The sequence below is a fragment of the Ectobacillus soli genome (assembly GCF_042610425.1).
GTDB lineage: Bacteria > Bacillota > Bacilli > Bacillales > Bacillaceae_G > Ectobacillus.
In genome coordinates, this window is the sequence record NZ_JBGJZM010000002.1 from 259882 (window position 1) to 285958 (window position 26077).

General features: G+C 39.8%; 20 protein-coding genes and 2 pseudogenes. 8 read left to right on the plus strand and 14 right to left on the minus strand.

The features are described from left to right. The first annotated feature begins 46 nt into the window (after positions 1–46). On the plus strand, positions 47–415 hold the full coding sequence (locus ACAN53_RS13110) for an MmcQ/YjbR family DNA-binding protein (RefSeq protein ID WP_379970565.1): 369 nt from the start codon (positions 47–49) through the stop codon (positions 413–415). Positions 416–496: 81 nt separating this feature from the next. Here ACAN53_RS13110 and ACAN53_RS13115 read toward each other — a convergent pair whose 3' ends face one another. Next, a complete protein-coding gene (locus tag ACAN53_RS13115) occupies positions 497–943 on the minus strand; it encodes a VanZ family protein (RefSeq protein ID WP_379970566.1) in 447 nt (148 codons plus the stop codon). A 399-nt stretch (positions 944–1342) separates the two neighbouring features. Continuing rightward, the gene (locus ACAN53_RS13120) at positions 1343–1498 is read right to left on the minus strand and encodes an anti-repressor SinI family protein (protein ID WP_379970567.1); all 156 of its coding nucleotides are present in this window, start codon (positions 1496–1498) and stop codon (positions 1343–1345) included. 254 nt (positions 1499–1752) lie between these two features. On the opposite strand from ACAN53_RS13120, the gene ACAN53_RS13125 reads away from it, so the two are divergent. Next, positions 1753–2493: a YdcF family protein gene (locus ACAN53_RS13125; protein WP_379970568.1), complete on the plus strand. Its 741-nt coding sequence runs from the start codon at positions 1753–1755 to the stop codon at positions 2491–2493. 288 nt (positions 2494–2781) lie between these two features. Here the strand turns inward: ACAN53_RS13125 and ACAN53_RS13130 are convergent, their stop codons facing one another. The 5 genes and pseudogenes from ACAN53_RS13130 to ACAN53_RS13150 all read right to left on the minus strand — a co-directional run. Next, positions 2782–3579 carry an SGNH/GDSL hydrolase family protein gene (locus ACAN53_RS13130; RefSeq protein ID WP_379970569.1) on the minus strand — a complete coding sequence of 266 codons (798 nt, stop codon included), beginning with the start codon at positions 3577–3579 and terminating at the stop codon, positions 2782–2784. Between the two features lie 126 nt (positions 3580–3705). Beyond that, positions 3706–4704: an NAD-dependent epimerase/dehydratase family protein gene (locus ACAN53_RS13135; protein ID WP_379970570.1), complete on the minus strand. Its 999-nt coding sequence runs from the start codon at positions 4702–4704 to the stop codon at positions 3706–3708. Between the two features lie 102 nt (positions 4705–4806). Further along, entirely contained in the window at positions 4807–5712 is a 906-nt protein-coding gene (gene tagU, locus ACAN53_RS13140; RefSeq protein WP_379970571.1) for a polyisoprenyl-teichoic acid--peptidoglycan teichoic acid transferase TagU, read from the minus strand. Positions 5713–5849: 137 nt separating this feature from the next. Next, positions 5850–7142: a replicative DNA helicase gene (gene dnaB, locus ACAN53_RS13145; protein WP_379970862.1), complete on the minus strand. Its 1293-nt coding sequence runs from the start codon at positions 7140–7142 to the stop codon at positions 5850–5852. Between the two features lie 62 nt (positions 7143–7204). Further along, positions 7205–7999 (minus strand): annotated as a pseudogene (locus tag ACAN53_RS13150) (DnaD domain-containing protein); the annotation flags it as partial. Positions 8000–8045: 46 nt separating this feature from the next. Here ACAN53_RS13150 and ACAN53_RS13155 point away from each other — a divergent pair. Next, positions 8046–8201, plus strand: coding sequence for a hypothetical protein (locus tag ACAN53_RS13155; RefSeq protein ID WP_379970573.1), 156 nt, complete (start codon positions 8046–8048; stop codon positions 8199–8201). A gap of 612 nt (positions 8202–8813) precedes the next feature. Then, the gene (locus ACAN53_RS13160) at positions 8814–11081 is read left to right on the plus strand and encodes a cadherin-like beta sandwich domain-containing protein (protein WP_379970574.1); all 2268 of its coding nucleotides are present in this window, start codon (positions 8814–8816) and stop codon (positions 11079–11081) included. A gap of 110 nt (positions 11082–11191) precedes the next feature. Here the strand turns inward: ACAN53_RS13160 and ACAN53_RS13165 are convergent, their stop codons facing one another. Beyond that, a complete protein-coding gene (locus ACAN53_RS13165; RefSeq protein WP_379970575.1) occupies positions 11192–11422 on the minus strand; it encodes a hypothetical protein in 231 nt (76 codons plus the stop codon). After that, entirely contained in the window at positions 11422–12969 is a 1548-nt protein-coding gene (locus tag ACAN53_RS13170) for a sodium:solute symporter family protein (RefSeq protein WP_379970576.1), read from the minus strand. The genes ACAN53_RS13165 and ACAN53_RS13170 overlap by 1 nt, the downstream gene beginning before the upstream one ends. 543 nt (positions 12970–13512) lie before the next feature. On the opposite strand from ACAN53_RS13170, the gene ACAN53_RS13175 reads away from it, so the two are divergent. Beyond that, positions 13513–14124, plus strand: a complete 612-nt coding sequence (locus ACAN53_RS13175; RefSeq protein WP_379970577.1) for a DUF4405 domain-containing protein — start codon at positions 13513–13515, stop codon at positions 14122–14124. Between the two features lie 388 nt (positions 14125–14512). Then, positions 14513–14683, plus strand: a complete 171-nt coding sequence (locus ACAN53_RS13180; protein ID WP_379970578.1) for an anti-repressor SinI family protein — start codon at positions 14513–14515, stop codon at positions 14681–14683. A gap of 351 nt (positions 14684–15034) precedes the next feature. Here the strand turns inward: ACAN53_RS13180 and galE (ACAN53_RS13185) are convergent. From galE (ACAN53_RS13185) to ACAN53_RS13200, 4 genes and pseudogenes are all read right to left on the minus strand, one after another. Further along, positions 15035–15742, minus strand: a pseudogene (gene galE, locus ACAN53_RS13185) (UDP-glucose 4-epimerase GalE); the annotation flags it as partial. 763 nt (positions 15743–16505) lie between these two features. Then, positions 16506–17552, minus strand: a complete 1047-nt coding sequence (locus ACAN53_RS13190; RefSeq protein WP_379970579.1) for an aliphatic amidase — start codon at positions 17550–17552, stop codon at positions 16506–16508. A 263-nt stretch (positions 17553–17815) separates the two neighbouring features. Next, positions 17816–18814, minus strand: a complete 999-nt coding sequence (locus ACAN53_RS13195; protein ID WP_379970580.1) for a formamidase — start codon at positions 18812–18814, stop codon at positions 17816–17818. A gap of 113 nt (positions 18815–18927) precedes the next feature. Further along, a complete protein-coding gene (locus ACAN53_RS13200; protein WP_379970581.1) occupies positions 18928–20592 on the minus strand; it encodes a purine-cytosine permease family protein in 1665 nt (554 codons plus the stop codon). A gap of 289 nt (positions 20593–20881) precedes the next feature. On the opposite strand from ACAN53_RS13200, the gene ACAN53_RS13205 reads away from it, so the two are divergent. Together ACAN53_RS13205 and ACAN53_RS13210 are read left to right on the plus strand one after the other, a co-directional pair. Further along, positions 20882–23749: a transporter substrate-binding protein gene (locus ACAN53_RS13205; protein WP_379970582.1), complete on the plus strand. Its 2868-nt coding sequence runs from the start codon at positions 20882–20884 to the stop codon at positions 23747–23749. A gap of 121 nt (positions 23750–23870) precedes the next feature. Then, complete coding sequence (locus ACAN53_RS13210; protein WP_379970583.1) at positions 23871–24677, plus strand: DUF4405 domain-containing protein; 807 nt, start codon at positions 23871–23873, stop codon at positions 24675–24677. 85 nt (positions 24678–24762) lie between these two features. Here the strand turns inward: ACAN53_RS13210 and galE (ACAN53_RS13215) are convergent, their stop codons facing one another. Further along, a complete protein-coding gene (gene galE, locus ACAN53_RS13215) occupies positions 24763–25749 on the minus strand; it encodes a UDP-glucose 4-epimerase GalE (protein WP_379970584.1) in 987 nt (328 codons plus the stop codon). Between the last annotated feature and the right edge of the window lie 328 nt (positions 25750–26077).

Below are 26077 nucleotides of genomic sequence, written 5' to 3' on the forward strand. Positions count from 1 at the left end.
ATTTTCTGTATACTAATCCTATACTGTTTAAAAAGGAGGCCGTTTGATGAATTTCCAATTACTCCGTCACTATTGCCTGCAGCAGAAGGGCGCGTTCGAGGATTTCCCATTTGGTCCGGATACGCATGTCATGAAGGTAGCAAATAAAATGTTTGCTCTGTTATCAGAAAAAAATGAGATTCCTTCGATCAGCCTAAAATGTGACCCCATTCGAAGCGATGTGCTGCGCGACACTTACGAAGCAGTCAAACCAGGGTATCATTTAAATAAAAAGCATTGGAATACGGTTACGATAGATGGAAGTATTTCAGATGAGGAGATTCAAAGCTATATCGATCATTCGTATACACTTGTTTTCCAAAGCTTACGAAAGAGTGAGCGGGAACAGTTACAAATAGCTTTACTAGAAAAATAAATGAATCCCCCACATCTAACATAGATGTGGGGGATTTTCTATACGTCTATTCTACCCATTCTCATTCATTACAGCACTTCATTATTTCTTTGCCAACACATAATAATCCGCCATAACCCCCAAGGAATCAATCACCACATCATACAAACGACCGTCCCTACCAAAATATAACTGCAGCACTTCCGATCCAACTGCAAATCCAATCGTCAGTGTAATCGCCTTTTTATGACTTCCTAATAAGTTGTACAGCAACAAATTCATAATTCCGAACCCAATAAAATGGCCCGCTTTCACCAAAAACCAATACGAATGAATTTGCGTGATATCAAATAAATTAAAAAAGGACCCATAATTCGGATGCGAGTTCCAACGAAAATCAAGGCTTGTAAAACTAAGTAGCGATTCCAGGTTTTCTGCAAATATATTCATACTTAAAAACAAGCCCCATATGATAACTAGGACAAGCTTCGTTTGTTTCTTCTTCTTTTGACTTTTATATGTATCAGTTCGCTTTGGTATAATATTCAAGATGTTTCCCCTCCAGTATCATCCATTATAATTCGAATGGAGCAAATAATACTAGTTTCAGTTGTATAACTATATGACAAATCCTATTAAAATGCTACCTATACCAATGCAAAATCATGCTACACTGTCTTTAATCAAACGTTTGATTAGGAATCATCGTACGAGATTAACCCCACAGTAACGTAACCCCAAATGAACTCCACTAAGAAGGTTTTGTTGAGGATACTATAGACGTATTTCGGGCTCATGGGGGAAGGAAAAGAGATAAAATTATATAATCTATCTATACGTTATAAATTGAACGTTTCACGAAACATATAGATTCTTGTACAAAAAAGGCAGCTTTTTCTCCGTAGAAAAAGCTGCCTTTGGTATTAACTAAAATTGTAAATATTATTTTCACGCTTGCCCTTTCTCTGCAGCACTCTGTAGAAATGTATATATTTCACGAATGGTCAAACCCATTTGTTTCGCTTCAAAAACTAGGTTTACCCATTCCTCATCAAAACTTGTCATTTCATGATTTACCCGTATCTGCTCTGTATTCTCCTCCATAAATTCCTCTCCCCATGTATTTTGATGTATTCTATATTATTCCATTATTTACTATTATATTGGAAAAAACGAATACTATAAAGAAGTAAATATGTAAAAATGAATATTTTTTAACATTTTTTTGATTTCATGTAATTAAATATTCGAAAAAGTATTTTATATTTGAAAGAAATAAATGGTAATATGAGTAAAGTAGTAAAAAGAGTAGTAGTATCCCGAACCACACAAGTATTCTATTAAACGAGGTGTCACGCTTGGTCTACGTTATCAAATTTATATACGGCTTTTTCCTACCACCCGGATTATTTATCACCTTACTCATTCTGCTTAGCATTTGGACGTATAAACGAGATCGCATGATTGCCAAGGTTACAGCCCTTCTCGCCCTTCTTTTGTATGTACTAACCATACCCGTGACCGGAATTCTTCTAGCACAGTCACTCGAGAGTCGGTACCAACCGCCTACTACCATAAATGGAGACGTCATTGTCATGCTAGGAGCTGGTGCAACATCAGATACCCCAGATACGAATGGATTGGGTCAACTTTCAGGCAGCGGCGCCAATCGGTTACTTACTTCCTATCGTTTATATGAAAAAACAGGTCTTCCTATACTGATTTCGGGTGGGCATGTCTTCTCTGATTCCGGTGTAGAGGCCGACATTGCAAAACGACAGCTCATGGAATTGGGCGTACCAGCGGATAAAATCATAGCGGAGAATAAAAGCGTCAATACGAAGCAAAATGCAGAATTTACGAAGGTTTTATTAGAGCAGCATGGCTTGAAAAAACCAGTTCTAGTCGCATCTGCACTCCAAATGGAGCGGGCTGTACGGAATTTCGAGAAAGTTAATGTATCTGTAGAACCGTATCCGGCCGACTATCTAGTGAATCAGAAGCTTATTTTGTATGGGAATCAATTCTCGCCTAGCACCGATAGTTTGGCGTTTAGGGCGATTAAGGAATATGTGGGGATTTTTTCTGTTCGGTTTTAGAAAATGGACTTTGCAAATATGAAGGAGGGGCTTTTGTTACCGCCAGCTTCCTTTTTTCTTGGTTGCGGGCACAATCTTCACCCTTTTGTTACCGTTAACACTCCTTTTTCTCTTCCTCGGGCTCAATTCAACCTCTTTTCTTACCGTCACCTCATTCTTTCTCCGTTCACGGGCTCAATCCTCACTCTTATGTTACCGCCATCCCTCATGTCCCTCTTCCATGGTCACTAATCCTCCCCATAAATAAAGCCACTGAAACAGTTTACGTTCCAGTGGCCAACCTAAAGTTTACTTCTTCACAAAATAATCCTGAATAGAAGCAAAAATCAGCTCGTTTCCTTTATCATTCGGATGGATGCCATCGGTTAACGTATTGCTTATTTTCAGATTGGCTGCCTTCCGTTTTTGCTCGAATGCACTCCAATAATCCATATAGTCCCAGCCGTTTGACTGAATATAATTTCCGATTGCTGATACATATTCACTATACGTCAAGCCATTTCTTTTCTTGGTATCCAAGGCTATTTCTTCATTGGACGGCATGAATACAATCCGTACATCCGGATTCATTTGTTTAAAGGTACCGACAAGAGATTGGATGGTTTGCTGAGATTTCGTAACATTAAATGAAGCAGCATAATCATCAATCGAACTAAGTTCAAAAATAATAACATCTGGCTTAAAGGAAATAACCTCCTGCAGTTCTCCCTTATCCTTCACATCACTCGTTGTAAATCCATTCTTTGCTACATTCTTCACCTGTACATCTGGATTGGTTTGGCGGAACGCCTGTTCAAGCTTTCCTGCCCAGGACTGTTCAAACGAGCTTGCCCCTGTTCCAGCTGCCCCGCCGCTTCCTACGAAAGCAACCTTCGGGTTCATTTTCCCCAACCATGTTTTAGCTACTAAACTTTCTTTATCTTGTTGCACCTGGTCATTTTGTTTTTGCACCTGATCATCTTGGTTCGATTTTTCAGACTGCGCGGCTGTTGCATATATTTTATTATCCCAATATTGTTTACCAAAGATAATAACTACGACGCAAACGACAAGTACTGATATGGAAAAAATGGAATGTTTGGACATATTAGCCTCCCATAATATTATATAATATTAATTTTACCATATAATATTACGGACCATTACACTAAAAGCATACACTCTCTCCCAATGAAAAAAAGGGCATCCTCCTGGATACCCTCTTCTTATCTATTACATTTTCAATAACTTCGATAATGCAAGTTCTTCCCTTGGCAAATATCCCTGCGGATTTCGCATATGCCATTGCCATGCAGAATTCATTGCTTCTTCTAAGGAATAGAGTGGCTGCCAGCCGAGTTCGTTTTGTATTTTTTCATAGGAAACAGTAAGTCTTGCTGGTTGAACGTAATAGAGAACATCTAGCTGCTGCCCTGAAATTTGTTTCGTGAGTGTAAGGATATCACGGATGGAAGTCGGCTGACCGGTGCCAAGATTGTATACGCCGTGCACGTGGTGACGATCATCTAACATCCGTTCTATACTAAGAACATGAGCCTGTACGACGTCCATAATATGCAAATATTCATGACTATACACATATTCACTTCCTAGAACGAGCCGTTCGTCCTTTTGTTCTAATATATGCTTAAATAGCTTTGGTATTAAATGAGCCTCATGGTGGTGGTCTTCGCCTAATTCCCCATTTTCAAAGGAACCGACGGCGTTATGATAGCGAAGAACCGCATATTGAAAGCCAATACGCTGATGCATGTCTTCTAGCCGTTCTTCGATGAGTTGAAGTGCTCGCATATGAGGAAGTTGGTTAGAGAGCTGCGCTGCTTCTGTGATGGATTCATTGTAGTACGCTCTATACACATCTGTAGTGGAAGAAATGACAAGCTTCATAATGTCATATTCCTGCATCTTCCGCAGTAGCATATTACAATGATTCGTACGCTTCATATAATGTCGTTTGGAGTTCAGCGCCTCGCTTTCCTTCGGATGACTAAAGCCAAGATGGACAACTGCATCCACGCTATACCGAGAAAACACACGATCTAAATCACGCGGGTTCCCAACATCGCCCCGTTCAAATACAACACGCTTATCTAGACTCACATGATGGCCAGTAGACAGATTATCTAATACAACTACACGATGTCCTTGCATAAGCAATGCTTTAATCGTGTGACTTCCCACATATCCAGCTCCGCCAATTACTAGTATCATAGACCTCACCTTTATCGTATTATGCCATTTGTGTTCTATAGAATAATTATAGTACAGTATCTAGATTTGTCACTATATAACATGTTTCTATTTCCAAAACATTCAAATTTCTAAGTGAGTGCGTAGCTTCTGTGACAGCTGCGTGCGCACAGTATCCGGTACGATATAGTACCAAATGGAGTTCATCATCTTACCTTCTCCGCTAATTTGAATATCCTCCACTTGATTGCGGCATGCACTATAATTTTGCTGAATCTTGATCATTTCGTCCTGTGTAAGATTTGTCTTTACCGCTTTTTGAATGACAGGCAAAATCGTCCCGAAATTAGCCAGTGACTTGGCCGTGGCCCCTTTCGTAATTACTGCCTCCATCACCTGCCGATGGCGCATTTGCCGGCCGAAATCACCGCGCGGATCTTCCTTTCTCATTCTTGTATAGGCTAAGGCCGCTTCACCGTTTAAATGGATCAACCCTGTATTAAACTGAAATGTACCAACGGAAAATGCCATATCATTCACAACATCTACGCCGCCTACCGAATCAACCAAATCTTTAAATCCTTCCATATTGACTGCAATATAGTAATCTACCGGAACATTCAAAAAGTTTTCCACGGTATTTACCATCATCGTAACGCCGCCAAAGGCATACGCATGATTAATCTTATCCTGTATCCCCTTGCCTACAATATCTGTATACGTATCTCGCGGAATACTTACCAGCTTCATCGATTGCGTGCCCGGATTTAACGTCATAAGCATAAGGGAATCGGAACGTCCTGTATCTTCTGGACGCTGGTCATAGCCAGCGATTAAAATGGAAATCGGCTTCACCTGCGATGCCGAAACCTCCGCCGGCCGCATCGGTGAACCTTTTCGGTCAAGTGGCTGATTCATCGAATGGAGAGTTTTTGATACATTCGAGTATAGACTCCATGCATACACGCCCACTCCCACAACCATAATCCCTACGATTGCAACGATCCATAGTATGATTTTTTTCTTCATATAAACAACCTTTCGAAGTGAATGGTCTCTATCAAACTTCCAACATTTACATATATTGTATGCATTTTTTCTCTGCTACGCAAGGAATATCTACAAATTCGACCTTTTTCCTACATAAAATCACAATATCCACCATTTTATCCGTTTTCACGGCCGTATTCCTCAAACCGCCCATACTCCTTCAAAAACCGCAAATTCACCTTCCCAATCGGTCCGTTCCGGTGCTTAGCGACATTGATTTCCGTCACATCTTTCTTATTCGTATCCTTGTCATAATACTCCTCACGGTACATGAGCAGAATGACATCGGCGTCCTGTTCAATCTGCCCTGTTTCCCGCAAGTCGGATAAAATCGGGCGCTTATCGTTACGTGCATCAACGCCGCGTGAGAGCTGGGAGAGGGCGACAATGCAGACGTTTTGATCACGGGCGATTTGCTTGAGCTTACGGGACACCTCACTCATTTCCTGAAAGCGATTGGCTGGATTTCTCGTATCACCTGTTAAAAGTTGCAGATAATCAATGAATAGAAGAAGCGGCTTGTCTGGATATTTTCGCCGGAGCTTACGAGCATGTGCAGAGATGATTTGCGGTGTGACGACCCCGTGATCATAGATCGTAAGCGGCAGCTCGGAAAGCTGCGCACAGACGTCTGTTGCGTTTTTCCAATCCTGCATCGTAAACCTCTTTTTCGGATGACGCAGCTTTGAACTTGCTACATCTCCCATGGCAGTCAGCATTCGCTTTAGCAATTGCTGCTTACTCATTTCCAATGAGAAGATGCTAACGGCCGCCTCCTTTGCCGCCTGGACAGCAAGCGCGAGGGCAAAGGCGGTTTTCCCCATCGACGGACGTGCCCCGATCACGACAAAGTCCCCTTGCGAAAGACCGCCTGTTATACCGTTTAGCTCGGAAAATCCCGTATCAACGCCGTTTAATTCGCCATCCTTTTCCTGCAGACTTCGATACATCGCAGCAATTTGATCCGGAAGATTCTCTTCCTCCTCCGCTTCATCCTCGTCTATTTGCAGAAGCTTTTCAATCGCTGAAGAAATAAGCGTCTCATTTTTCTGCACGTGTAGCTGTTCATGCAGACGAAGTCCCATTTTCGCTGCTATACGCATCTTCCACGAACTTTTCACCATATCCTCATAATGCGAAAAATTCACCGTCGTCGGCACACTTTCCACGAGCGAAACGAGAAACGAAATGCCGCCGATTTCCTCTAAAAAGCCCGAATTTAGCCGCTGCACAAGCATCGCCAGATCAAGCTGTTCTCCGTCCTCCGTTATTGATTTCATAGCATCAAAAAGCGTGCGATGAACGGTAGCCGAAAACTGGCTCACCTTGAGCTGACATTCCTTCATCAATTCCCCTTCCATAATCAAAGAACCTAGAACCGCCTGTTCCGCCTCAATATTTTGAATCATGGCCATTGCTGCTCCTTAAAGAATGCCTTCAATTCCTCTTCCGTCGCAGCATCGTTCTCCTACTCCTTCATTTGGGTAAGCAGCTTTTCGGTTTCTTCCAAGTCATGACTAGAATCGGTCTCGTTTTTCTCAGCTGATTTCTTCTCAAACGCCCTCTGCTCCTCCCTCACCTGATCGAGATGCCGATAGCCTTTTCGGTGCCAAGCACGCAAAATCCCCTTTACGTAGGCAAGCGTACATTTATTTTTGTCATGTGCAATATGTAATGCCTTCAGGACAAGCTCCTCGGACAAGTCATCGATCCAGCTTGCTAATTCCTGCGCCTTATACGGAGAAAGCGGGGCGAAGTTTTGCTCATAGAAAGCGAACACCTCCCCTTCTCCTCTGCCTTCCTTTGAATGCTCCTCTCCGACTTGATCTGGAGTTTCCTCACTAGCAGGCTCCCCGTACTGCTTTTCTAAAAGCGGAATGTGTAAATCCTGCTCATGGCATTTCTCTAGAAACAGCGCCACAAACGCTGCATTCTTCACATCCTTTAGCTCCCGCAACACACACTTCTCGACATTCGTATTCGTAATCGGATTATACCGAACCCAGTTTACAAGAAAAACCTCCTGCGTCTCCTCGTCATACAGAACCTTCCCGTATTCCACAAACCGCTTCAGCAGCTTCTCAATTTTTCGTTTTCCAAACCCCGTCTCCAGCTCCGCCACTCCTTTTGGCAACGGAAAAATCCCGCACTGCGTCGTCTTCGAACACGTCAGCAAGTAAATATAGAAGAAACGCTCCTCCGACTTTAACTTCAGCACAAAATCATCCTGCCAATAATTCACCCGCACCAATCGATACACTGCCATATGTATATCCCCCTATTTTTCGCCGTCATATAGGAGATAAAAGCAAATGAACAAAAGTGGGAAAAAAGTTTACAAATTTTTTTCTGCGGAGCTGGCACGATGGTTTGTCCCTTTCCTTGCATCTTCTTTTTTTGAATATGAAATGACATGCTTTTTATATTGGATAGGTGCTTGGAAGGGGTTAGCTGAAAAAGTCCCTTAAAGAGATCCTTATATCATAAAAAATAGGCAGGCATCCAGCGGATACCTACCCATCATTTCGAAAGAATGAAACTTCCTTTCATTTCAATCTCCGAACTTTACGACTTCCAAGTCTATAATAATAACCATATTCTTCAGGATTTCGATACAAACGAAAACCGAAGAATTTTAAAGGCGTCCAAATCTCTTTCAACTGTACATATGGCACATTCACCGCTCCTCTTATTTTCGTATTATTACAATATTACGAACTTAACGTTTCTAATTAAGAACACCACCATACTAGAAACTGGTTTGTTGCCTTTCTTATATTGTACGTGCTCGGCTTATAAATTAATTAACCCAAATATGAAATTACTTAAAAGTAATATATTCCCTATTATAATTTCTTTATTACGAACAGACAAGTCCTTCCAAACGCAAAATATTATAAAACTATATTCAATTTAGATTGTAAAAAAATGAATTCATACTAAGATCCCAAAGTTCCCAACATAACTTGTCGAAATATACCGAAATTTGGCACAATTTATCAATATATCTTTAAAAACCGTAATATATAATAAATTTAGTGTAATAAAAGTAAGATTACCAAGGGGGGATTAACCATACTATGGAAAATTCATCAGTTAGGGCAATAAGATCGAAGCTAAGTTTAGTATTACTCAGTATCTGCTTACTTGTTTTTAGCATTACACCTTGGAATCCTGTAGTAAAAGAAGTAAAGGCTGCAGGTAGTCAACCAACATTTGAAACTTTTATTGGAAATGGTCAATTGAATTACCCATACGGCGTAGCGGTAAACTCTGCAGGATATTTATATGTATCTGATGCAGGGAACAACCGAATCGTAAAATTTGATCAAAATGGAAATTTCGTAAAAGAAATTACTGGGTTTCATAGACCTTATGGTTTGGTAATTGATAAAGCTGATAATATATATGTATCTGAAGCTACTAGTGATACGATTCGTAAACTTGATTCGTCAGATACTATAGTTGGACAACCATGGGGCGGTTCTGGGAGTGCAGATGGTCAGTTATCATGGCCAATGGGACTTGCCATTGATGCAGAAAATAATATATATGTAGGAGACTCTGCAAATAATAGAATTCAAAAGTTTAATTCGGATGGGGTCTTTCTAGCAAAATGGGGAGTATCTGGTTCAGGAAACGGAGAATTTAACATTCCTTCTGGGGTAGTGGTAGATTCCAAAGGGAATATCTATGTGAGTGATACGGCAAATAACCGAATTCAAAAATTCAGTACAGATGGAACCTTTATTACGTCGTGGGGAACGCAAGGATTAGCTGAGGGTCAATTCAGTGAACCTTATGGTCTAACCATTGACACTGCTGATCATGTATATGTAGGAGATTATAGTAATAACCGAATTCAAGTGTTTAATGCAGATGGAACCTTTATCACGATGTGGGGCAGTACAGGGAATGGAGATGGTCAGTTCTCAGGACCTTTACAATTAGCCTTCCACAACTCAACGATTTATGTTTCTGAATGGTATAATAGTCGGATTTCTGTGTTTAACGATCAGGGCCTTTTGTCTAGTAATAATGCAAACTTAACAGATATAGGGATAACTAGCGGTACATTATCACCTGCTTTTGACAAAGATACAACAAGCTACACGGCATCGGTTGGAAACGATGTATCATCGGTCCAGGTCACACCAGTCGTTGCCGATTCTACTGCAACGGTTACCGTCAATGGTGACGCGGTTGCGAGCGGCGCTGCCAGCAAGCCCATCAACTTAAACGTAGGGACGAATACGATTACCGTTGAAGTGACTGCCCAAGATGGTACGAAAAAAGCGTACACGCTAACCATTGAGCGCGCAACGTCCTCCAATGCATTTCTATCTAGCTTCACAACGACTGCAGGAGACATTGCCTTTAATAAAGATAGAACAAGCTATGAAGTAACAGTTGGGAACGACGTAACAACCACCAAAGTCACACCAGTCGTTGCAGATGCAACTGCAAGTGTGACCGTAAATGGAGTCGCTGTCGCAAGCGGAGAAGCAAGCGGAGCTATTAACTTAGAAGTAGGCACAAACACCATTACCACCGTAGTTACTGCTCAAGATGGCACCACGAAAACGTATACCATCACAGTGGAACGGGCAGCTTCCTCCAATGCGGATTTAACAAACTTAACACCTAGTAACGGAACCTTTACCTTTGATAAAGATACAACTAGCTATACTATGAAAGTCGGAAATGACGTAACATCTACGAAAATTACTCCTGCCCTCGCCGATCCAACTGCAAGTGTGACCGTAAATGGAGTCGCTGTAGCAAGCGGAGAAGCAAGCGGAGCTATTAACTTAGAAGTAGGCACAAACACCATTACCACCGTAGTTACTGCTCAAGATGGCACCACGAAAACATATACCATCACAGTAGAACGGGCAGCTTCTTCCAATGCGGATTTAACAAACTTAACACCTAGTAACGGAACCTTTACCTTTGATAAAGATACAACTAGCTATACTATGAAAGTCGGAAACGACGTAACATCTACGAAAATTACTCTTGCCCTCGCCGATCCAACTGCAAAGGTGACTGTAAATGGAGTCACTGTAGCAAGCGGAGAAGCAAGCGGGGTCATTGACTTAACAGTAGGGAAAAATACAATTACCGTTGAAGTAACTGCTCAAGATGGCACCACGAAAACGTATACCATCACAGTAGAACGTGCAGCGATTCAACCGAGTCAAAATGATCAACTACAAGTAGTCTCAAGGGAAAATCAATTACCAGATACCTCAACAGGTATTTATAATTGGATGTCTGTCGGTGTGGTTTTCGTCTTATTTGGGATAGCAATGCGTATTACGAGATTGAGAAAAAATAATTTATGAGAATAGAATACTTGCAATAGAATGAAACCAACACAGAAGAAGGCAGGCATCCCGTCAAAGGATGCCTGCCTTCTCTCTATTTTCCTATACGAAAAAAATCCATTACACACTTATTTTTTATATTCCTTATACAACTCTACTAACGGCTGAATGATAATAAACAGTGCTGCTAGTATGAGCCATCCAAATGCCACCATAATCCAGCCTTTGAAAAACGATAGACTGTACACATACCCTGTTGAAAACATAATGCCTGGCCATATAACAATAAGTACGAGCGTTAAACCAATCGCCCAGCGTGTGTAGAACTTTTCGTTTTTTACTAATTCAGGATCCTTCATTAGTTTAGCGCCTCCTTTTTCACAGGAGCGACGGTATCATCAAAGCTCTTAAATTTACCTTGCAACGATTCAAAATCAAATTCCTTCGAAGAAAGAAGACTGTGACCAATGGAGATCACGCCGCTAATTGCAAAGACTGCTAGATTTCCAAATAGCATCGGATTGAGTTGACCTAAAGACTCAATTGTTACATGACCGGTTAACAAATAAGCAGAACCTACCCAAACTGCTATACCACCAATCATACCAAAAAGTGTGCCATAAAATGCGCCTGCATTGGTTATGCGTTTCCAAGTAAGGCCGAGCGCTACAGGGATAACAGCACTACTTACGAAAATACCCATTGCCATGTAAACAAAGCCAAGACTAACTCCTACATAGAATAGTAAGATCGAAAAGACGCCCATCGCAAGCCCAAAACCGAGCGTAATCCAGCGAGAAACACTTAATAATTTACGACTGCTTGCATTTGCATTAATCGAATGACGATAGATATCCGTTACAATAATATTTGTTACTGCGGTCAGTTCAGCCGAACCCGCAGACGTTACGGCCATGAATAACATCGTCAAGAATAGAATGGAACCCGGTGCACCTAGTACATGATTTGCCATAATCGGCGCCACAGAATCAGGAGACGGTACAGAAATTCCAAGCCCTGCCGCACTAACACCAAGAATCGTAGCGACTGCAAAAGGAATCGAAAACCAAGCTAGACCTCCGAAAATATAAGCTTTCGAAGCAGCCTTATTCGTACTCGCAATCGCCCGTTGCCAGTAGGCCTGATCGACAAAAACAGTTCCAAAGTTTCCAACAATATTGATAATTCCAAACATCAAGCCAGGAATCGATGCCATTGTTAACATTTGTTTGTTCTCTGGCAAATGGCTTAACCCCTCATAAATGTTTGTAATCCCAAACTTCGAATACACAGCAATTCCAAAAATAGCGAGAACAATAAATAAAATTACAGTGTGCAAATAATCCGCTATAAAGGATGCTTTCAATCCACCAACCATCGTATAAATCGTAAAGGTAACAGGGATCAGGAACGCTGCTACATATAAGTTCATTCCTGTTAATTGATGTAACGTAATCGCTCCCCCAAGAATAATCATCGATGTCACGATGACATTAGTCATAAGAGCAAATACTAACATGAGCTTATGATTTTTCTTATCAAAGCGTTGTGCAATAAATTCCAAAAAAGTATGAGCTTTCGGCGCTTTTTGTTTTAAATGAAGAGCAAGAATCGCAAATAATAAGATTTGGATACAAGCACCTGCAGCATACCAAAAAGGCCCACTAATTCCATACTGATATCCGGTAGAGGAGGACATCATAATGGTAGCAGCCCATGTCCAAGCAGCAACGATGGATGAACTTGCTAGCCCCACTCCAACGTTTCTTCCTGCTGTATTAAATCTCTCAGCTGTCATTTCAGTTCCATTCCGTTTCAAATCCATCCGATGAACGAAAACCGTAACGCCTGTAAATAACACTCCAAAAATGAATAAGATCAAATACCCAACACTCGGTGTTAGCAAAGTTATCACCTCTTTGTTATTTTTGCTAAATTTAGAATATTTAGCCTGTTTACAGAGTATCATATGTTACATTTTATTACAAAGAATTTTTTTGCAATATCTTGTCCCTGAAAAGCCAGATAAATAGCACATAATTCTAACCTCAAACCAGGACGACAGCCTTGTTTTCATTTATCGCCAATATCAAACGTTAGTTTTTCTAACATCAAAAAAGACAACAAGTATGATCATAAAAGCTACAAACATAGACGTATTGAAACATACTCATCCATACAAATCCCGATAAAACTTAAGGATTACTTAAGAAAAATCTAACATAATACAACTATCAAGAAGCAAAACAGAGGGATTTACTTGAAGAAACTAAACTATGTGCGACTATCATTGGATATACTCATGGCACTCACCTTTATCCTGCTCATGAATCTAAGAGTGCTTGGGGGAATTGCATTTCACGAAATCGCAGGCGTAGCGATTGGGACCGCCTTCCTCGTGCATCTGCTACTGAATAACCGCTGAATCCGGAATGTAACGGTCAAAATAATGGATAAGAAGCTTCCTGCTAGAACGCGCTTTAGCTATTTATTAAATCTATTATTGCTCATTTCGATGGCTACAATCATTGTAACCGGCATTCTAATTTCCAAATATTTATTCCCGAATCTAGGTGTTTCAAATGGACATGCCGTGCGCGAGATACACGATCTCGCTTCTAAGTTTACTATTGCAATCGTCGGGATTCACCTTGGCCTTCACGCCAAATGGATTGTGGATGTATGGGAAAAAATGCTGAAAATTAAAAGAAGAAAACTGATTGTAAGAGGGGTCGTTACCATCGTACTCGTAGCTGGTATACTCTTTGGAATTAGTTCGATCAATCAAGCAGTTGGTACCAATACATCAACCGGAGGAAAAGCACCTGTTTCCTTCCAAGGTCCGCCGCCAGGAGGCGATGCAGCGGGCAACTTCCAACCTCCAGCAAACGGACAATTTGACGGTCCAAGAGGACATGGCAGTGAGCGTCGCGGGGGAAGTAGTATATGGAATGTCATCCTTACATACTCTGGCATACTCGTCATTGTCGGTTTCATCACCTACTTTCTTGACACACGCGTTTTGTGGAAAAGAAGAAAGAATGTAGACGCAGAAGCTTAACTAAAGATTGTATACTAGAAAATTATGGAAATAGTGTGTCTCATAAGTAGAGGATATCCATTATCTAAACCTTTTTTGAGATTTGCGATTACAATTTAACTACCACCAATGATTTATTTTTAGGAGGAAGCTTTAGTAATACACTGTTAATAAAAGAATCCCTTCTTTACGCTGACAGACGAAAAAGAAAATCTGTCAGTGTATTCATTTCCCCATATATACTAACACTAATATCATGTCCTCCTCTTATTTGTTCAGGTTTTGTTCAGAACATCAGTTTACAATAAATTTATTATTTAATATTATTTTCCGTTTTTACATTTTTGTATGATTAAAAATCCTAAACATATGGCTTAGAGAAATGTGGGATAGAATGGAGGGGATCCTGTTGAAGCAACAGAAAGAAGCACTCATAAATCATGTGGAAGCCAAGATTGATGAGGAGTGGGCAAACCTAATCCTCGAAGCTAAACAAATGGGTTTAACAATCCATGAAATTCGAACATTTTTCCAAGAAAATGTAAAGAAAGATAAGAAACAACTACCTTTAAGACAATAATACCAATTCCAAAGCTTATATAATCACTGTCCTTGCACATGCTCGTACAATTACACCTATATCTACAAATACAACTATTCCAATGCCTGCACCTATAAAACACTCCTAGAAAAATACACTAGTAAAGCGTGAAGATACAACATACACGATAGAAGATTCAATTGACTCCTTTGTTTTCTTTAACAAAAAGGAATGTTCCCATTTTATTCTGACATTTGAAGATATCAGTACTATTGATTTATTTTTAAAGTGGAATTTTAGTGAGAAACAGCGATTTAATAGATTTGACCACTAATACAAGGAAACATACAACAGGCGTCCCATAAGCGGATGCCTGCTGATTCAAAATTATTATTTACTGCTATACCCATTCGGATGTGCAACATGCCAGTTCCAAGCCGTTTTAATAATTGCTTCAAGCGAAAATTTCGCTTTCCAGCCAAGTTCCTCACGAATTTTATCCGATGATGCGACAAGCTGCGCAGGATCTCCGGCGCGGCGATCCGCAAGCACGACATTGGCCTTTCGTTCTGTCACGCGCTCACACGTTTCAAAAATCTCCTTCACGGAAAATCCCTTTCCGTTCCCAAGATTATACGTTTCGCCCTCTTTGAATCCATCTAATAAACTCTTCACTCCAAGAATATGTGCCTCGGCAAGATCGGTAATGTGGATGTAATCACGGATGCATGTACCGTCTGGCGTATCGTAATCCGTTCCAAAAATTGCAATCGACTCGCGCTTGCCAAGCAAATGCTGGAGCACAAGCGGAATCAAATGCGTTTCCGGACTATGATCTTCGCCAATCTCAACTGACACATGAGCGCCTGCTGCATTAAAGTAACGAAGAATGACATAGTGTAATCCATCGGCATCATGGAAATCCTTCACCATTTGTTCAATCATCAGCTTAGAGCGGCCATATGGATTAATTGGATTCGTATTCGTCGACTCCGTAATCAAATCCGTATCCGGAATGCCATATGTCGCAGCAGTGGATGAGAAGATAAAATTCATTACTTTATACTTCATCATATTCTCAAGCAACAAGAGCGTGGATTTACAAATGAATAAGCCTATTGGAAAAGCTCATTAATCATGGATGAGACAGCATTAAAGCAAATTGTATCGCAGTATTTTTTGAATTAATATACATGACAATGGCAGGTATCGTAGCAAAGGATCCCTGCCCTATTTTATAATTAATATTCCTTACCTTTAAACTTTCGAATTCTATGACTTCCAACTCTATAATAATAATTATTTTCTTCAGGATTTCGATACAAGTGGATACCGAAAAATGTTAAAGGCGTCCAAATTTCTTTCAACTGTACATATGGCACGTTCACCGCTCCCCTTATTATCATATTATTATAATATTGCGAAATTAAAGTTTCTTATTAAGAACAATACTAGAATCTAGTTTGTTGCCTTTCTTATATTGGACATCTTTGTTTAATATATACAAATATGCAAACTAAAATAGTAAATAACTTTAAAGTAATATATTCCCTATTATAAATACTTTATAACGAATAAACAAGCCATTTCAACCTCAAAACATTATATAACTATATTAAATTTATTTACATTGCAGAAGGTAGAATTGATACTGAATGAGATAGAAAAAAATTGCATAATCGAAATGCAACGCAAAAGAAGGGAGGTATCCCGTTAGAGGATACCTCCCTTTTCCCTTCATCAATTCGGCTCATTTCTACTACTGGGATTTCCACGAACTTCTGAAACAATCGTTTCATTTTCCTTCCACAGCATCATTTATCGTAATTCCATCCATCTTATATCCAATTACAATAGATTCTTATATCCCTATCTCTTTCAGACTCCCTTCATTCGGTATACCTTCAATAGGACATTCAGCGGTACCAATCGTTGATCTTGTAATTTTCTCTACGTTATCTCGTGCTTTTTCTGCATCCATTACCCATGTACGATAGAAATCAAATGGACATGTCGCTACCCCGCGGTCGCCATCTCCAGAATTAATGATCCCTGTATAGCCACGATGCAATAATTTAAATAAATGATTCTGTGATTGTGCATGTTTACGAAAATCACGAATTTGGGATACAGACAATTCAGCATATTGAATTCCATACTCTTCTGTGCTGCATTCTCCTAATGTGTGTCCATCGAAACCAACTATTGCAGAATGACCAAAGTAAGAGTATACGCCGTCAAATCCTGTTGCATTTGCCACCGCAACATACGTATTGTTCGCCCAAGCCATGGCTTTCGCCATCATAATTTGCTGCTCTTTCGCTGGATACATGTATCCTTGCGGGCGAACAATCAACTCTGCTCCCTTCATTGCGCAATCTCTCCAAATTTCTGGATAGTTCCCATCATCACAAATAATTAAACTAATTTTAATCCCCTTTGGCCCTTCCGTTAAATAGGTTGTATCTCCCGGATACCACCCTTCAATTGGTGTCCACGGTATGATTTTTCGATATTTTTGAACAATTTCCCCTTTGTTATTCATGAGAACAATCGTATTGTAAGGAGCTTTATTTGGATGCTCTTCATGGCGTTCACCCGTTATAGAAAACACACCCCAAGTGTTCGCCTTTCTACATGCTTCTCCGAAAATAGCTGTTTCTTCTCCCGGTATAGTTGCTGCTGTTGCATACATTTCGTCTGAATCATACATTATTCCCATTGTACTGTATTCAGGAAATACGACTAAATCCATACCAGGAAGTCCTTGTTTCATCCCTACAATCATGTCTGCAATTTGCTTCGCATTTTCGATTACCTCTTGTTTCGTATGCAGGCGCGGCATCTTATAATTAACGACCGCTACCCCTACTGTATCATTACTGCTTGAAATATCTCCTTGTCTCATCGAAATGGTGCTCCTTTCCAAATTAAGTGATAATATTTGCTTCCGAAAAGGGGAGAACCCCTCTTTTCGGAAGTAACTTTTACAGAACGTAGGTCATTTTCCTAGGTTTCAGACTATTTATTCTCGAAAATGACCCTTTTATTATCGAAACGGACCCCTTTATTATCGAAACAGCGCAGTTTATTATCGAAATCCCTGATTTATTATCATTCTACAAATATCGACACGATTCGCCACACCTACTACACTCACCATTCACCCCATCAAGCCTTCACCTTATCCTCAACCGGATATCCATAAATCGATCCATCTTTAATCTTGATTTCATCTTCCCACGGAAGCTTATACTGATTGGCCGCCAAATCTCGAATAAAGGTATATGGATTCTCCTTTACCCCGCCCGGCGTTGCGACATATCCGCGTGTTCCAAGATTATAAATGTTATTTTCAAGCCCCCATGATTTCCGTGCTTGATCCGCTAGCTTCGGATAAATCTCAGCCGTAACGATTTCAAATGGATTACGGTGGCCTTGTACAATTGTGGTACCATCAAAGTTACAAACTTGGCCTGCACCAAAGTAGTAGAATACACCATCATATCCTGCTAGATTAACAGACATCGTGTACATTAAATTGTGCCAAGCGTTGGAACGATTTGTAAGAATCCACTGATCATTCACCTGTGTGCTATAACCAGAAATCCGAATCAAAACATTGGCGCCTTTATAGGCTGCTTCTCTTGCAATTTCAGGAAACATCCCATCATGACAAATACAAACCGAAAGAATACTTCCGCCCGGTCCCTCACATACTGGTAAACCAAGATTTCCAGCTTGCCATGGTTCAACCGGAACCCAAGGATTAAGTTTCCGATATTTTAAAATAATCTCACCTTGTGGATTCATAATAATCGCTGTATTATAAGGTGCCCCGCCCTCAGGGTCCTTTTCCATAATAGAAAAGACACCATATACTTCCGCTTCTTGACAGGCTTTTGCGAAGGTATCCGTTTCAGGACCAGGAACGGAACATAAAAATTCATCAGTGGTCCACTTTTTTGTATTTAAACCTTGCGTACTGTATTCAGGGAATACAATTAATTCAACCCCTGGATACCCTGCCTTTGTTGCATGAAGAGTCTTTACAATTTGGGCAATTTGTAGATCAATATCCTCTCTTGATTCTACAACAGGCACTGGATATTGAATCATTGCCGTTAAAAACCCTTCCTCTGGCTTCGTCATACTTCCAATACTTCCCATTATAAATTCCTCCTCTTATTTAAATATGTGTATGTTATCCCGTTAAACGGGGAATAACCAAAGTCTATTTAACTATCTACCTACAAGAAGTAAACCTTGTAGGTAGTTGTATATTAAGCCTTTTCTTGTTTACACATATCATGACAATCTTTCTCTAAGCTACAGCATAAGGAACAAATCATGTCACCGTGATAAGGGCAGTACGTCATGTCCTCGTGTTCATAATCGTACGAGCAGGAAGAACAAGTTAATTCGTCTCCGGCGTGAACATGAATTTGACCTTGCGCGACATGTGCTTTGAATTCCGTTTCAACAATTGGATTTTCTCTTGCAATGTAATACTTACCTTTTGTTGCAATCGCAATAATAGGTGCAAGTACAAAAGCTAAAGCAAGGGAAAGAAAAGGTGAATAAGCTTGTAAATATACCCCAAATGCTCCGAAGTAGGCCACAATCGATACGATAGAAGCGATGATCATCGATCCAAAACCAACTGGATTAAAATTGTAAAGATGAGCCCGCTTAAACTCAATATACGATGGGCTAATCTTTAGAAGACTTTTATTGATAACGAGATCGGATACAATCGCACCAATCCATGCCACCGCAATATTGGAATAGAATCCTAATATGCTATTCAGAAAACCGAATACGCCGCCTTCCATTAACGCAATCGCAATTCCAACTTGGAAGAAAAGCCAAACGACACGACCTGGGTGAACATGAAGCAATCTAGAAAAGAAATTAGACCAAGATAAGGAGCCAGAGTAGGCGTTTGTAACATTGATTTTAATTTGCGATAACAAAACAAAGAAAGTAGCGACAGAGAGAACAATAAACGTCCCCGGAATAAACTGCCCAAATGCTTGTGTAAACATTTGAATCGGTTCACCTGCAACGTCCAACCCTACAGCTGGTGCAATATAAGAAACAAGAAATGCGCCGCTTAATTGTTTGAAGGAACCGAAAATAATCCAGCCTGGACCAGCCAGCATAACTGCCCATAACCATTTACGACGATTTTGTTTCGTTTGATCCGGCATAAAGCGTAAATAATCTGCTTGTTCACCAATTTGGGTAATGAGAGATAAGACAACCCCTGTAGACATTGCGAAGAATAACGGATTAAATCCTGCTCCCGTAGTCGATTTACCAACAAAGTTGGTCCAAGTCGATATTGATGTTGGATCTTTTATAACAATCCCGATAATGGGAGCAACCATTAAAATTAACCAAATCGGTTGGGTCCATACTTGCATGCGTGAAAGGAATGTCATTCCGAACATAACCATTGGAATGATAATTAAAGCTCCAATCAGATAGCCAATACCAAGGGGGATGCCAAAGTAAAGTTTTATGGCTTGTGCCATAATCGCACCTTCTAACGAATAATAAATGAAGGTAAACGAGGCATAAACAAGAGATGTTAACGTTGAACCGAGATAACCAAAACCAGCGCCGCGTGTTAGGAGGTCCATATCGATATTATATTTTGATGAGTAGTAAGCAATTGGAATACCCGTAAGGAAAATGATTAATCCAGCTACAAGAATCCCCCAGAACGAACTAGAAAATCCGTAGGAAATGGCAAGTGATCCTCCAATAGCAAAATCGGCAAGAAATGCAAGGCCACCAATCGCTGAACTCGCTACAGCGAATTCGCTCCATGTCCGAAAGGATTTAGGAGCATAACGGAGTGCATAATCTTCTAACACAGGGTTCTTAACCCAAGAATTAAAGGTTCTTTTTGTTTTTTTCGTTACAGTAGCTTGTTGCATATTGACCGACACCACCTATTCTTCTTGTTTAATTTAATACATAGAATTCGTTTACCTCTCCATGAATTTTATCCACTACAGGCACTACTTTTACCTACCCTCCTTGTTCATGTACTTGGTACATGTAAAGCATACTGGCACTGTCATTACATGTACTACAATATGTAAGAAAATCTTACAAATAACAAAATATAGGTGGACAATGTGTTAATATAAAGGCAACAAATTGTTCTAAAGTGTTCACATGTGTACACATCATTTAACCTCAATGGAAGGTGGGTAAAAGATTATGCCATCATCATCTATTAAAGTTGGGCTTTTGTTTTCTTTGACAGGAAGTACTGCGGTTACAGAAATAGGACAATATCAAGCAGCGCTACTTGCAATGAAACAAATCAACGAACGGGGCGGAGTGAAAGGGATGATGATTGAGCCAATTATCGAGGATATACAATCCGATCCTTACCTAGCGAAAAGAAAAGCCGAAAAATTAATTACGGAAGATCAAGTCATCATTCTTGTAGGAACCTATACATCTGCATGTAGAATTGCACTAATTCCTATATTAGAAAAACACAATATTCTTCTTATCTATCCCACTTTATACGAGGGCGGCGAACAATCTGATCATATTTTCTATACCGGCGCTCTTCCAAATCAGCAACTACAATTCTTTGTTCCTTGGATTATTTCCAATCTCGGATCTTCTTTCTACTTAATCGGATCAGATTATATTTTCCCAAGTGAAACGAACAAACATGTTCATAAACTAATTAAAAATAATGGAGGAAACATTGTAGGGGAATCTTATGCACCGATTGGTACAAAGGATTTTCAACATTATATTGCAGATATAAAAAAACTAAATCCAAATGTTATATTTTCTACTCTTATTGGGGATAGTGTGATTCATTTCTACGGGCAATATTATAAATTGGGATTAAAGCAGCCGATTTGTAGTCCTATTACTGCAGAGACGGAGATACATGAAATGGGAAGTAAATATGCAGAAAATCACTATTCCTCCTTTCCATACTTTAAGACGGTTGACACGATAGAAAATAAGGCATTTGTCAGAGAATATTACAACCTTTACGGATCAGAGGTAATTAGTTCCGTTATGGAAAATTCATATAATAGCATACACTTACTAGCTGCTGCACTCCGTAAAATAGAGCAATTCGAGACCCCAATCCTTCGGGAAGCACTCTATAATACGAGTTTCCAAGCTCCACAAGGTTTAGTAAGATTTGATAAAAGTAATCATCATTTATGGCAATATTCTCGTATTGCACGCGTGTCTAGTAGCGGAAACTTTGAAATATTAGTAGAATCCGCAAAACCAATCATTCCAATCCCCTTCTTATCTAATTTTGATGAAAACTATCACTCTCTAATGAAATCTACCAAGCAAGATACTCCCCATACGGGTTCATCTATTTGCACAAAAGAATTAAATGCCAGAAAAAATAAATGGCATACATACATTAGCTTTTTCAGTGAATTTTCCCACCATACTTCTTACCCCCTAATTCTTATAGATGCAGATGGGATCATTATTGAATTATTTTCAACCAATACAATAATGAATGAGGAACGACTAGATCAGATACTGGCCATCGGTCAGCAATGGACAACAAAACAAAAAGGAGAAAATGGGTTTGGAAATGCTTTAATAAAAAAACAAATTCAAATTGTTTATGGAGGTCGTCATGAATTACCTCTAATGGAAGGGACCATCACTGCTGGTATCCCAATCTTTCAAGGAAAAAGACTCATCGGAGTCCTAGGTATGATTGCCATCATAGAGAAAGAAAAACATACAGAGGATGCATTTCAGCATGTTGTTCAATTGATCAATATACTACTACAGAAGTTTATTCTACTAGATTCGGAGAAAAGGAAACGCAAGCTTTATCGAGAGTTATTAAAACAAGTAACAAATCAACATTCAGAAGGTTTTCTTATTGTTCATAACAAAAGGGTTATCTTTTCAAATGACTCTGCTAAATATGTATTAGAATCACAGTTACCTGAAATGAAGACTATTATTAGTACTCTAACGAATATTGTAAATCAACCAATGGGGTCATTCTTACGGAGAAGAATTCAAGATAGCATATTTGAAATTCGCTCGGAACGTCTAGATGATTATTATCATATTTATATAAACCATTCAAAAGTAGGGTTTCAAGAAAACCAAGAAGTGAAAAAAAGTAACATTACCTTCAATCATATAGTTGGAATGGATGAAGGATTTTTACAGACAGTCAATCTCGCAAAAACATTTGCGAAAGCAGATTCAAATATCTTGATTATAGGAGAATATGGTGCAGGAAAAGACTTATTTGCGAATGCGATTCACAATGAAAGCAATAGAAGGGAGAAACCCTTTGTTACGATTAACTGCGGAGCAATATCCATGGATACCATTCGAACAGAATTATTTGGGTACATCGATGTACATACAAACAAAGAATATCCAGGTCTATTTGAATCCGCAAAAGGAGGAACCATCTATTTTAATGAAATTGGAGACATGCCAATTGAAGCACAGGCATTACTCCTTCAGTTCATGCAAGAGAGAAAAATAACGCGTGTAGGCGATCATCAATCTCTACCCATTGATGTAAGAATTATTGCAGGGACAAGTAAAAATATGATGGAAGAAATCGCGTATACAGGACAATTCCGGAGTGATCTCTATTACCGATTAAATGTATTTCAGATGAATCTCTTACCTTTACGTGAAAGAAAGCTAGATATTGAAATATTGTCGCAGCATTTTTTAGAAGCACTAAATATAAAGAATAATACAAGAAAGTACTTTTCTACCCCTACACTAGAAGCAATGACGCGATATTACTGGCCCGGCAATATAAGAGAACTAGAAAATATTGTAGAACGAATGTACTACATTTCTCAGCTACAATCCGTCATAGACATCGAATACCTTCCGCTATCTATTCTTGAAACAAATGAAGATACGACAAAACAAAAAACAATTGTGGACGTTGTAAATTCTGAGAAAGATTTGATTATATTATATTTAAAAGAAACGAATGGAAATATGAGTAAAGTAGCAAAGAAGCTAGGAGTCTCGCGTACCACACTTTATTCAAAATTAAATAAATATGGGATACAGCTATCTAGATAAAAGCCAATACATCATCCAATATATCTAACAAAATAGTACCTACCTCCTCCTAAAACTTAAGGATTACTTAAGACAAATCCCTCATACTACAACTATCAAGAAACAAGACGGAGGGATTTGTTTGAAGAAACTAAACTATGTGAGACTATCACTCGATATACTCATGGCGCTTACCTTTATCCTACTCATGAATCCAAGGGTACTTGGGGGAATTGCATTTCACGAAATCGCAGGCGTAGCGATTGGGGCCGCCTTCCTCGTACATCTATTACTAAATAACCGCTGGATCCGGAATGTAACGGTCAAAATGATGGACAAGAAGCTCCCTTCTAGAACGCGCTTTAGCTATTTATTAAATCTAGTATTGCTCATTTCAATGGCTACGATTATTGTTACAGGGATTCTGATTTCCAAATATTTATTTCCGAATCTAGGGGTTTCAAATGGACATGCCGTTCGCGAGATACACGATCTCGCCGCTAAGTTTACTATTGCAATCGTCGGGATTCACCTTGGCCTTCACGCCAAATGGATTGCGGATGTATGGGAAAAAATGCTGAAAATAAAAGGAAGAAAACTGATTGTAAGAGGGGGCGTTACCATCGTACTCGTAGCTGGTATACTCTTTGGAATTAGTTCGATCAATCAAGCAGTTGGTACCAATGCGCCAACCGGAGAAAAACCACCCGTTTCCTTTCAAGGACCACCACCAGGAGGCGATGCAGCGGGGAATTTCCAACCCCCAGCCCCAGCAAACGGACAATTTGATGGTCCAAGAGGACATAGCAGAGAGGGCCGCGGAGGAAGTAGTATATGGAATGTCATCCTTACTTACTCTGGCATACTTGTCGTAGTCGGTGCCATCACCTATTATCTTGACACACGCATATTGTGGAAAAGAAAAAGTGTAAATGTAGAATCGAACTAACATCCTAAAAAAATAGGATCTTCCCACCTTGAATTCTATCAAGGTAAGAAGAGCCTATTTTTTATTCCATCGTTATCCCAATCCGTTACTTCCCATACCCATCCAAATGCCCGCTATGCCAGTTCCAAGCCGTCTTAATAATCGCCTCTAGAGAAAACTTCGCTTCCCAGCCAAGTTCCCTGCGTATTTTATCCGACGATGCCACAAGCTGCGCAGGATCTCCGGCGCGTCGATCTGCAAGCACGACTTTAGCCTTTCGTTCTGTCACGCGTTCACACGTTTCAATAATCTCCTTCACGGAAAAGCCCTTTCCGTTCCCAAGGTTATACGTTTCGCCCTCTTTTGTTCCGTCCAGCAAGCTCTTCACCGCTAAAATATGTGCTTCGGCAAGATCAGTAATATGAATATAATCGCGGATGCATGTGCCATCCGGCGTATCATAATCCGTTCCGAAAATCGCAATCGTTTCACGTTTGCCAAGCAAATGCTGGAGCACGAGCGGAATCAAATGCGTTTCCGGGCTGTGATCTTCGCCGATTTCAGCTGACACATGTGCACCCGCCGCATTGAAGTAGCGAAGAATAACATAATGAAGACCGTACGCATCATGAAAATCCTTCACCATTTGCTCAATCATCAGCTTCGAGCGGCCGTACGGATTAATTGGATTTGTATTCGTCGACTCCGTAATCAAATCTGTTTCAGGAATGCCATATGTCGCAGCAGTTGATGAGAAAATAAAGTTCATCACCTTGTACTTCATCATATTCTCAAGCAACAAGAGCGTAGCCGCTACATTATTCTTGTAATACTTTAATGGACTCTTTACAGACTCTCCGACAAGACTAAACGCAGCAAAATGCATCACAGCATCTATCGAATATGTCGAAAACACACGATCCAAATCCGCTTGCTTGCTTAAATCCCCTTGTTCAAAAATCGCTCTTTCATCCACGCTTTCTCTGTGACCTGTGGAGAGATTATCAAATACGACTACTTCATGACCTTGATCTAACAACTCTTTAACTGTATGACTGCCAATATATCCGGCACCGCCTACTACTAAAATCATACCCTCGTCTCCTTCCATTATTAAAACGCATATACCAACCGAACATGAAAAAGATTATGTAAAAATAATACCAATATCTTCACCATACACTACTAATCATGTATTCTCAAGTAGGGTTTTCCTCATACAAAAAGAGTAGAAAGCACAGACATATAACACCATTCCTATTGAAAGAAAACTAGAAAATGACAAAAACTATGAAAATAAGAAAATCCCATCTGAAAAACAACAAATTCCCTCACAGAAAATCGCGAAAAAGTACGTTCATTTTTTTTTTTTTTTGAATTTTTTGTAAATAAAGTTACCATGTTACAATTTCGTTGAAATT